At 67.9% G+C, this 8,715-nt stretch carries 7 protein-coding genes; all 7 read left to right on the top strand.

What is annotated here, in order from left to right; translation table 11 throughout:
- Positions 1-471: 471 nt before the first annotated feature.
- The 7 genes from FFK22_RS39830 to FFK22_RS39800 all read left to right on the top strand — a co-directional run bounded on the left by FFK22_RS39830 (position 472) and on the right by FFK22_RS39800 (position 8,529).
- Positions 472-1,830 carry a patatin-like phospholipase family protein gene (locus FFK22_RS39830; RefSeq protein WP_221939230.1) on the top strand — a complete coding sequence of 453 codons (1,359 nt, stop codon included), beginning with the start codon at positions 472-474 and terminating at the stop codon, positions 1,828-1,830.
- 563 nt (positions 1,831-2,393) lie between these two features.
- The gene (locus FFK22_RS39825) at positions 2,394-3,566 is read left to right on the top strand and encodes a transporter substrate-binding domain-containing protein (RefSeq protein ID WP_221939229.1); all 1,173 of its coding nucleotides are present in this window, start codon (positions 2,394-2,396) and stop codon (positions 3,564-3,566) included.
- A gap of 2 nt (positions 3,567-3,568) precedes the next feature.
- Complete coding sequence (locus FFK22_RS39820; RefSeq protein WP_138893414.1) at positions 3,569-4,168, top strand: ANTAR domain-containing response regulator; 600 nt, start codon at positions 3,569-3,571, stop codon at positions 4,166-4,168.
- A gap of 3 nt (positions 4,169-4,171) precedes the next feature.
- A complete protein-coding gene (locus FFK22_RS39815; RefSeq protein WP_186002923.1) occupies positions 4,172-5,020 on the top strand; it encodes an ABC transporter permease in 849 nt (282 codons plus the stop codon).
- Positions 5,020-5,940, top strand: a complete 921-nt coding sequence (locus FFK22_RS39810; RefSeq protein WP_138893415.1) for an ABC transporter permease — start codon at positions 5,020-5,022, stop codon at positions 5,938-5,940. Before FFK22_RS39815 ends, FFK22_RS39810 begins: the two co-directional genes overlap by 1 nt.
- Before the next feature lie 32 nt (positions 5,941-5,972).
- Entirely contained in the window at positions 5,973-7,595 is a 1,623-nt protein-coding gene (locus FFK22_RS39805) for an ABC transporter substrate-binding protein (RefSeq protein ID WP_306770251.1), read from the top strand.
- Positions 7,585-8,529 (top strand): acetamidase/formamidase family protein, encoded by a 945-nt coding sequence (locus FFK22_RS39800; RefSeq protein ID WP_138893416.1) that lies wholly within the window; start codon positions 7,585-7,587, stop codon positions 8,527-8,529. The genes FFK22_RS39805 and FFK22_RS39800 overlap by 11 nt, the downstream gene beginning before the upstream one ends.
- Positions 8,530-8,715: the final 186 nt, after the last annotated feature.

Genomic DNA, 8,715 nt, shown 5'->3' with positions numbered 1-8,715 from the left:
CGGGCTCCGCAAACCGGACTTGGCCGCATGCGCCCCAGAGCGGAAGTCGAAGGAGGTGGGATCGAACGGCGCCTTCGCCCTCCGGAGCGGACCTTCATCCATGCTGGTTTGGCGGCCATCTCTCGACCTGGTCTAGCAACCGTCCGAGCGCAATCTCGGTCGAATTTGCGCTGTGTCAAAAAGCCCGTCGCCGACATCGCCTACATTCCGACAGGAGCCGGTCGACAAAACCCATCGATGGAGAGGCCAATGCGATGACTCCTCGTCTTCGCCGCTGTCGCGACGCGCTTGTCGTACTGGCGGATTCTACCGCCTGATAGCGAAGCCCAGCCAATGGCCGCAAATAATATATGAATATCTTACGGTTGCAGACTGGACCGACCCGAGGGCGGGATCGGTGAAAATTGTCCGAGCGTCACACGCCGTTGCAGGGGCCGATACGCCTTGCGCATCAGGATGTGGAAGACGGACGTGCCGGCGGACGCGGATCAATGGGTGCTCAAGCTGCAACAGGGCGGCGGCAGGGTTGGCATGGACGCGCTTGAAGAGAGAGCGTTCGCCCAACATGCCGAATGGAGGCTGAACTTGATCCCATCCGCCAGCATCGCGCGCGTCTGGTCTCGGTGCCGCACAATCCGTCCTTCGCAACGCGATCTCTCTCGGCTCGTCGTCCTGGCCGTCGCTCTTCTTGCGTCCGGCTGCTCCCCTCCGACCCGGTTGGCTGCCGTGCCGGAACGCTACGAGCTCAACGCGACAGTCGGCTCGATGCAGGGGATCCGCTACTATCCACCCGATCATCTCGGAACGCTCGAGGCCGACGCGCGAGACTCCGTCGAACGCGAACGCGCTGCTCTCGCGGCCGCCGGCCACAAGGGTCCGCTGCCGCCGGCGAGTTATCTTGCCGTATCGGGCGGCGGCGAGAATGGCGCATTCGGTGCTGGCCTCCTGGTCGGCTGGACGAAGACCGGAACGCGCCCGGAATTCAAGGTCGTGACCGGTGTCAGCACCGGAGCGCTGACCGCCCCCTTCGCCTTTCTCGGCCCGACCTATGACGATAGGCTGGCCGGGATTTACACCACGATCACCGCGGCCGAAGTGCTCGAACCGCGCGGTTTCCTCGCTGCGATCAGCGACGATGCCATGGCCGATACTGCTCCATTGCGCCGCACGATCGCCAGATATGTGACCCCCGACCTGCTCGCCGCAATCGCCCGCGAACACGAAAAGGGCCGCCTTCTGCTGATCGGAACCACGGATCTTGACGCGCAGCGCGGCGTGATCTGGAACATCGGCAAGATTGCGGCGAGTGGTGACCCTGGGGCGCTGGAGTTGGTCCGCAGCATCCTGGTCGCCTCCGCCGCCATACCTGGGGCCTTCCCGCCAGTCATGATCGATGTCATGGCGAACGGGCAGCCCTATCAAGAGATGCATGTCGACGGCGGCGCCAGCGCCCAGGTCTTCATCTACCCGCCATCGTTGAAGGTCGCTGAAGTCGCCAAGAAGGCTGGCATTGTGCGCCGGCGCGACGTCTACGTCATCCGCAACGCTCGCCTCGATGCCGATTGGGCCGACGTCAAACGCAGGACGCTGAGCATCGCCGGCCGAGCCATCTCGTCGCTGATCCAGACGCAGGGTGTCGGCGATCTCTATCGGATCTATGCGGTCAGTCAGCGGGACGGGGTCGGCTTCCATCTCGCCTATATCCCGTCCAGCTTCGACGTGAAGCTCGAGGCGCCCTTCGACCAGACTTACATGCGGGCGCTGTTTGAGCTTGGCCACAAGCTGGGAGCCCAGGGATATCCATGGCAGACCCGGCCCCCAGGATTTTGACGACAAGCCTGCTTGACCCCATCATCAGTTCCCACGCGTTGCATCGGTGACCTTTGGTGCCTGCAGCAGCCGCTGCCGAAAGGTCCGCTGTCACGTGTGAAGCGGCCATGCTGCGACCAAGCGCGGACCTTCCGCTCTCCGCCCTTCGCGGACGGCCTGACCAGACTGATCGCGCCCAAAGCGGCCGCAGGACAGGCCTTGCTTGAAACTCGCACATAGGCCGTCGGACCGGGACCTATGCCAGGCAGCACAGCGGCATCCCGCTGATCATGCCGCCCGCCCTGAAAGCGCGTGTGGAGCAGCGGCGGCGTGAGCGTGAGGCGGCCGACGGCGGTTCCGGGAACCGGAACGCAACCGGCAAGAGACCGTGAGCCCGGACGCGCTGCGGGCGACCGCCCTGGATGCAATGTTGCAGCGCGATTGACAGAAATCCGCCGGGCCTTATCCTGAGCCCAACAACTCGATAGTCTTCTTGCCCGACGGGCAGGAGCGGCAATGAAGCCCCATCCGCAGGCCGGCGACGGCAGGCGATGGGGCTTTCTGCGTTCAGGGGACGGCGGCACGTGCGGGCGAGCTACGCGATCGGTCTGCTCTATTCGACCACCGGGCCCTATGGCGCGATCGGGCGCGAGGCGCTGGACGGCGCCGTGATGGCGCTGGACGAGGTCAATGCCGACGACGCCTTCGGCTTCACCCTCGCCCCCGTCGCCGCCAACCCCGAAGGCGTGATCGACCGCTACCACACGCTGTGCGAGGCGGCGATCCGCGAGGGCGGCTGCCGCCAGATCGTCGGCACCATCACCTCGCTGTCGCGCAAGGAGGTGCTGCCGACGATCGAGAAGCACGACGCGCTGCTGTGGTACATCTGCCCGTATGAGGGCTTCGAGAGCAGCGAGGCTGTGATCTACACCGGCGCCGCCCCGAACCAGCACATCGTGCCGCTGTTCCAGCATGTGCTGCCGCGCTGGGGCACCCGCGCCGTGCTGGTGGGCTCGAACTACATCTGGGGCTGGGAGGTCAACCGCGTGGCGCGGGAACTGATCGGCGCCTGCGGCGGCGAGGTCCTGGCCGAGCGCTATCTGCCGATCGGCAGCGAGGATGTCGGAAGGCTGGTCCAGGAGGTGCGGGAGAAGCGGCCGGACTTCATCCTGAACAACCTGATCGGCCCGTCGAGCTACGCCTTCTTCCGGGCCTACCGCGACCTGGCCGACAGCGACCCGGCCTTCGGGCCCGACCGCTGCCCGATCGTCAGCTGCAACCTGACCGAATGCGAGCTGGGGCTGATCGGCCCCGCCGGCATCGGCCATCTCAGCAGCGCGATCTATTTCGAGAGTGTCGACACCGCCGAGAACCGGGCTTTCCACGACCGGGTGCGGCAGCGCTTCGGCGCCGCGCGGCGCAGCTCGGCCTTCCTCGCCGGCGGCTATGCGGCGGTGCGGATGCTGGCCGAGGCGATCCGCGAGGCCGGCACCGATGCGCCGGAGGCGCTGCGGCCGGTGCTGCATGCCCGCCGCTTCGCCACGCCGCTGGGCCCGCTCGGGATCGACCCGCGCACCAACCATGCGGCGCTGACCCCCTGCCTGGGCCGGATCGGGGCCGCTGGCGGTTTCGAGATCCTCGACCGCGCCGCCGCGCCGGTGGCGCCGGACCCCTATCTGGTCGAGTTCGACGCCGCGGCCCTGGCCCGGCGGGTGCTCGGGCCCGGCGCGGCCCCGCGGCTGAAGCGGGTGAAGTGAGCATGCGCCGCGTTCCCACCCCCAACTTCCGCGGCCGCAGCGCCGTGGTGCTGCACCGGCCGCACGCTGCCGCCGATGCGGTGCTGCGCCAGCTCGAGCGGCTGGGCATCGCGGCGCGGCCGGCCTGGCCGGCGTTGGCCGCGGCCGACCTGGCCGCCGATTTCGTGCTGTTCGACGCCGACACCGCCCATGACGGCCAGTTCCCCTGGCCGGCCGGCGCGCCGCCGATGCCGCTGGTCGCCCTGATCGGGTCGGAGGCGCCGGGCCGGCTGGACTGGGTGCTGGCCCAGGGCGCCACCGCCCATCTGCTGAAGCCGGTCGCCTCCGGCGGCGTGTTCAGCGCGCTGGTGATCGCCGAGCACGGCTTCGCCCAGCGCCGCGACCGCGAGGCCCGGATCGCCGATCTGGAGACAAGGCTGCGCCTGCGGCCCGTGGTGGTGCGCGCCATCCTGACGCTGATGGCGCAGCGCGGGCTGAACGAGGCGGACGCCTTCCGCGAGATCCGCAGCGCCGCGATGCAGCGCCAGCGCAGCATCGAGGAGCATTGCCTCGACCTCGCGACCGGCCCGACAGACCCGGCCGCCGGCCGGCGCGGAGGCTGAACCGTGGCGATCCTGAATCAACTGCTGCGCCGCAGGCTCGCCTTGTTCGGCCTGCTGGTCATCCTGGTGGTGGTGGCCGCCGCCCTCCTCGCACCCTGGATCGTGCCCTTCTCGCCCGACGAGCAGTTGTTCGACGGGCTGACGCTGGAGGGTGCGCCCCTGCCCCCGGACGGCCGCTTCTGGATGGGCACCGACCTCCTGGGCCGGGACATGTTCTCGCGCCTGGTCTATGGCGCCCAGACCTCGCTGATCATCGGCGTGGTCGCCAATGGCGCGGCGGTGCTGATCGGCACCTTCTTCGGCGTCGTCGCCGGCTTCGCCGGCGGTTGGTTGGGCGCCGTGATGATGCGCTTCACCGACCTGATGATGGCCTTCCCGGCGCTGCTGCTGGCGATCGTGCTGGCCGCGATCTTCAAGCCGTCGCTGTGGATCGTGGCGCTGGTGATCGCCATGGTGAACTGGGTGCAGATCGCCCGCATCATCTACACCGAGACCCGGTCGATCGCGGAGCGCGACTTCATCGAGGCGGAATGGGGCCTCGGCGCCTCCCGCAGCCGCATCCTGCTGCGCCACGTGCTGCCGCACCTGCTGTCCACCACCATCGTCTGGGGCACGCTCGGCATCGCCACCACGGTGCTGCTGGAGGCCACCCTGTCCTTCCTCGGCATCGGGGTGCAGCCGCCGACGCCGAGCTGGGGCAACATCATCTTCGAGAACCAGACCTACTTCTCGACCGCGCCCTGGCTGGTATTCATCCCCGGCGCGGCCATCATCCTCTTGGCCCTGGCCTTCAACCTGGTCGGCGACGCGCTGCGCGACATCCTCGACCCGACGCAGAAGGGCCGGCACTGATGGGCGCCTATCTGCTCCGCCGCCTGGCCCAGGCCGTGCTGATCCTGATCGGGGTCAGCTTGGTCACCTTCGTGCTGCTGTACCTGCTGCCGGCCGACCCGGCGCGGCAGATCGCCGGGCGCAGCGCGACGCCGGAGGTGGTGGCGAACATCCGCGCCCAGCTGGGCCTCGACCTGCCGTTCCACGAACAGTATCTGCGCTATCTCGGCGCCCTGCTGCAGGGCGACCTCGGCCGCTCTTACCTGCAGAAGACCGAGGTGGCGACGTTGATCATGAGCCGCCTGCCGGCCAGCCTGCTGCTGATGGCCGGCGCCATCCTGTGCGAGCTGGTGCTGGGCCTGACCATGGGCGTGGTCGCGGCGCTGCGGCGGAACACCACCGCCGACCATGCGCTGATGCTGACCTCCTTCGTCGGCGTCTCGGCGCCGCAATTCGTGGTCGGCATGCTGCTGCTCTACGTCTTCGCCTGGCAGCTGGCCTGGTTCCCGCTCGGCGGCTACGGCAGCTTCGCGCACCTGGTGTTGCCCTCGCTGACACTCGGGCTGCTCGGGGCGGGGTGGTATTCGCGGATGATGCGGTCGGCGATGCTGGACGTGCTGCGCCAGGACTACATGCGCACCGCCCTAGCCAAGGGCCTGAGCGCCTGGCGCGTGGTGCTGGCGCATGCGCTGCCCAACGCGCTCTTGCCGATCATCGCCATGATCGGCATCGACATCGGCCTGTTCATGAGCGGCATCGTCGTCGTCGAATCCGTGTTCGGCTGGCCCGGCATCGGCCAACTGACCTGGCAGGCGATCCAGCGCGTCGACATCCCGATCATCATGGGGGTGACGCTGGTCTCCGCCGTCGCCATCGTGCTGGGCAACCTGCTGGCCGACCTGGTCGCCCCGTTCATCGACCCGAGGATCAAGCTGCGGTGACGGACAACCGCACCGAACCAAGAGGAGGTTTCATGCTGAAGTCGATGTTGCTTGCCGGCGCTGCCGCCCTGACCCTGGTCCTCGCCACGACGGCGATGGCGCAGGACATCAAGCAGGGCGGCACCATGACGGAGACCTTCAAGGACGACGTCACCACGCTCGACCCCGCCATCGGTTACGACTGGCAGAACTGGTCGATGATTAAGAGCCTGTTCGACGGGCTGATGGATTACAAGCCCGGCACCACTGATCTGGTGCCGAACCTGGCCGAGAGCTTCGAGGTCTCGGCCGACGGCCTGACCTATACCTTCAAGCTGCGGCACGGGATCAAGTTCCACAATGGCCGCGAGCTGAAGGCCGCCGACGTCAAATACTCGCTGGACCGTGTGGTGCAGCCGGAGACGCAGAGCCCCGGCGCGGGCTTCTTCGATTCGATTGAGGGCTTCGCCGACGTATCCGGCGGCAAGACCAAGGAGTTGAGCGGCATCACCACGCCGGACGAGTACACGGTGGTCTTCCGCCTGATCCGGCCGGACGCGCCCTTCCTGCACAAGATGGCGATCAACTTCTCGCACGTCGTGCCCAAGGAAGAAGTTGAGAAGTACGGTGCTGACTTCGGCAAGCACCCGGTCGGCACCGGCGCCTTCAAGATGACCGAGTGGACGCTGGGCCAGCGCATCGTGTTCGAGCGCAACCCGGACTATTTCCAGAAGGGCCTGCCGCATCTCGACAAGATCGTGTTCGAGGTCGGGCAGGAGCCGGTGGTGGCGCTGCTGCGGCTGCAGCGCGGCGAGGTCGACATCGCCGGCGACGGCATCCCGCCGGCCAAGTTCCTCGAGGTGACGCAGGACCCGGCCTACAAGGACCTGATCATCCAGGGCAGCCAGTTGCACACCGGCTACATCACCATGAACGTTAAGGCCAAGCCCTTCGACGACGTGCGGGTGCGCCAGGCGGTCAACATGGCGATCAACAAGGACCGCATCATCCGCATCATCAACGGCCGCGCCAAGCCGGCGAACCAGCCGCTGCCGCCGTCGATGCCGGGCTATGCCGCCGACTACAAGGGCTATGCCTATGACGTGGCCGGCGCCAAGAAGCTGATGGCCGATGCCGGCCAGGCCGACGGCTTCACCACCGATCTTTACGTCGCCAACACCGACCCGCAGCCCCGCATCGCCCAGGCGATCCAGCAGGACCTGGCCCAGATCGGCATCAAGGCCGAGATCAAGGCCCTGGCCCAGGCCAACGTCATCGCCGCCGGCGGCGACGAGAAGCAGTCGACCATGATCTGGTCCGGCGGCATGGCCTGGATCGCCGACTTCCCGGACCCGTCCAACTTCTACGGCCCGATCCTGGGCTGCGGCGGCGCGGTGCCCGGCGGCTGGAACTGGTCCTGGTACTGCAACGCGGATCTCGACAAGCGCGCGGCCGAGGCTGATGCGATCGCCGACCCGGCCAAGGCCGCCGAGCGCGAGGCCAAGTGGCGCGACATCTTCCTCGACGTCATGAAGGACGCGCCCTGGGCCCCGGTGTTCAACGAGCAGCGTTACACCATCCGGTCCGAGCGGATGGGCGGTGCCGACGCCCTGTTCGTCGATCCGGTTCACATCCCGATCAACTACGACAACGTGTACGCCAAAGATGCCCAGTAATCACAATCACACCATCCACGGCGCGCACCACCATTTCGGCTGGAACCGCGACTTCCCGCCGGTGGCCACGGTCGCGCCGGGGACGACGCTGGAGTTCGACTGCCTGGACGCCGCGGGCGGCCAGCTCAGCGCCTCCAGCACGGTCGCCGATGTCGCGACGCTCGATTTCGGCAAGGTCAACCCGGTCACCGGGCCGATCCTGGTCGACGGGGCCGAGCCCGGCGACGCGCTGAAGATCACGCTCGACCACTATGCGCCCGCGGGCTTCGGCTGGACCGCCAACATTCCCGGCTTCGGGCTGCTGGCAGACCAGTTCAAGGACCCGGCGCTGTATGTCTGGCGCTATGAGGCCGACACGCTGGCGCCGGCGCTGTTCTCGACTCTGGCGAAGGTGCCGCTGAAGCCCTTCGCCGGGACCATCGGGGTGGCGCCGGCCGAGCCGGGGCTGCATTCGGTGGTGCCGCCGCGGCGGGTCGGCGGCAATCTCGACATCCGCGACCTGGCGGCCGGGGCGACGCTGTGGCTGCCGGTCGAGGTGGCGGGCGCCCTGTTCTCGATCGGCGACACCCATGCCGCCCAGGGCGACGGCGAGGTCTGCGGCACCGCCATCGAAAGCCCGATGAAGGTGACGCTGAAGCTCGACCTGGTGAAGGGCGCCAACCTGAAGATGCCGCGCTTCACCACGCCCGGGCCGGTGACGCGCCACCTCGACGCCAAGGGCTACGAGGTGACGACCGGGATCGGCCCCGACCTGATGGAGGGCGCGCGCATCGCCGTCGCCGAGATGGTCGAGCTGCTGTGCCGCACCCGCGGCATGGCCGCGGTCGACGCCTACATGCTGTGCTCGGTCTGCGGCGACCTCCGCATCAGCGAGATCGTCGACCAGCCGAACTGGGTGGTGTCGTTCTACTTCCCGCGTGTCGTCTTCGAATGAGGCGGGCGTCCGTTCCCTCGCCGTGCAACCAACCAAGTCCCCCCTCCCCTCGCGGGAGGGGGCTAGGGGGAGGGGGTTGTCGATCGAAGGGCGCGGGACTTCTGTCGAGCGGCTTTCGACCATCCGTCAATCTCAAGCCGGTTCTATCGGCTCGAACCCCCTCCCCCTACCCCCCTCCCGCAGGGG

The organism is Mycobacterium sp. KBS0706, assembly GCF_005938675.2.
Lineage (GTDB): Bacteria > Pseudomonadota > Alphaproteobacteria > DSM-16000 > Inquilinaceae > Inquilinus.
Note: the sequence above shows the minus strand (reverse complement) of the source record. Positions and strands in the feature narration are given on the sequence as shown.

What these genes read in the sequence shown, in the direction of transcription:
- FFK22_RS39820 (WP_138893414.1), top strand. Translation starts at nt 3,569, where the DNA reads ATGCGCCGCGTTCCCACCCCCAACTTCCGCGGCCGCAGCGCCGTGGTG.
- FFK22_RS39810 (WP_138893415.1), top strand. Translation starts at nt 5,020, where the DNA reads ATGGGCGCCTATCTGCTCCGCCGCCTGGCCCAGGCCGTGCTGATCCTG.
- FFK22_RS39805 (WP_306770251.1), top strand. Translation starts at nt 5,973, where the DNA reads ATGCTGAAGTCGATGTTGCTTGCCGGCGCTGCCGCCCTGACCCTGGTC.
- FFK22_RS39800 (WP_138893416.1), top strand. Translation starts at nt 7,585, where the DNA reads ATGCCCAGTAATCACAATCACACCATCCACGGCGCGCACCACCATTTC.